Annotated in this window: 2 protein-coding genes; both read left to right on the top strand. The window is 60.2% G+C overall.

All coding sequences use genetic code 11. The annotated features are described in order from the left end of the window. On the top strand, positions 1-267 hold a 267-nt coding region (locus G5253_RS20475; protein WP_421204172.1), incomplete at its 5' end, for a 2-C-methyl-D-erythritol 4-phosphate cytidylyltransferase. A gap of 223 nt (positions 268-490) precedes the next feature. Beyond that, positions 491-900: 2-C-methyl-D-erythritol 2,4-cyclodiphosphate synthase (ispF, locus tag G5253_RS20470; protein ID WP_421204170.1), on the top strand; the 410-nt coding region annotated here is incomplete at its 3' end.

Below are 900 nucleotides of genomic sequence, written 5' to 3'. Positions count from 1 at the left end.
CGCTCCGATGGGGAGGGCAATATCATCGCCACCGTCGAGCGCGAGCAGCTCTGGCATGCCCTGACGCCGCAGATGTTTCCGACCCGTGCCCTGAAACGGGCGCTCGAAGAGGGGTTGCTGCTGGGCGCCACCATCACCGACGAGGCCTCCGCCATGGAGCGGGCCGGATTCACGGTGCGGATGGTGGAGGGGCGCGCCGACAATATCAAAGTGACCCGGCCGGAAGATTTGTCGCTGGCGGGGCTGTTTTTAAGCCAGCAGGCATAAGCCCCTCAGTCAGAACAGACCGTTCAGAGCAGAGTGTCTCGAACAAACAGGCCCGAACAAGGAGTTAGCATGATCCGGATTGGACATGGTGTGGACGTACACAAAATTGATGGGGTTGGTTTCAGCATGTTGGGAGGTTGCCGCTGATGATGCGCATTGGTCATGGTTTTGATGTGCACAAGATTGATGGGGTTGGTTTCAGCATGTCGGGAGGTCGTCTCTTATGATGCGCATTGGTCATGGTTTTGATGTACACAAGTTTGGCGGGGTTGGCCCCTGCATGCTGGGTGGCGTGCCGGTTCCCTACGAGCAGGGGCTGGTTGCCCACTCTGACGGCGATGTGGTGCTGCACGCGGTGAGCGATGCCCTGCTGGGGGCCATCGGTGCCGGTGACATCGGTCGCCACTTCCCCGATACCGCTGCCGAGTTCAAGGGGATCGACAGTCGCATCCTGCTGCGGGATGTCTTTGCCCGGGTACAGAAGGCGGGTTATGCCATCGGCAACCTGGATGTGACCATCATCGCCCAGGCCCCCAAGATGGCGCCCCATATCGACGCCATGTGCGCCGTGCTGTCCGCCGATCTGCAATGTGATTTGAACCGGGTGAACGTCAAGGCGACCACCACCGAACA

The organism is Aeromonas sp. 602658 (assembly GCF_049173005.1).
GTDB lineage: Bacteria > Pseudomonadota > Gammaproteobacteria > Enterobacterales > Aeromonadaceae > Aeromonas > Aeromonas veronii_A.
The sequence above is the reverse complement of the archived record's forward strand: the minus strand, read 5'-3'. Positions and strand labels throughout refer to the sequence as shown.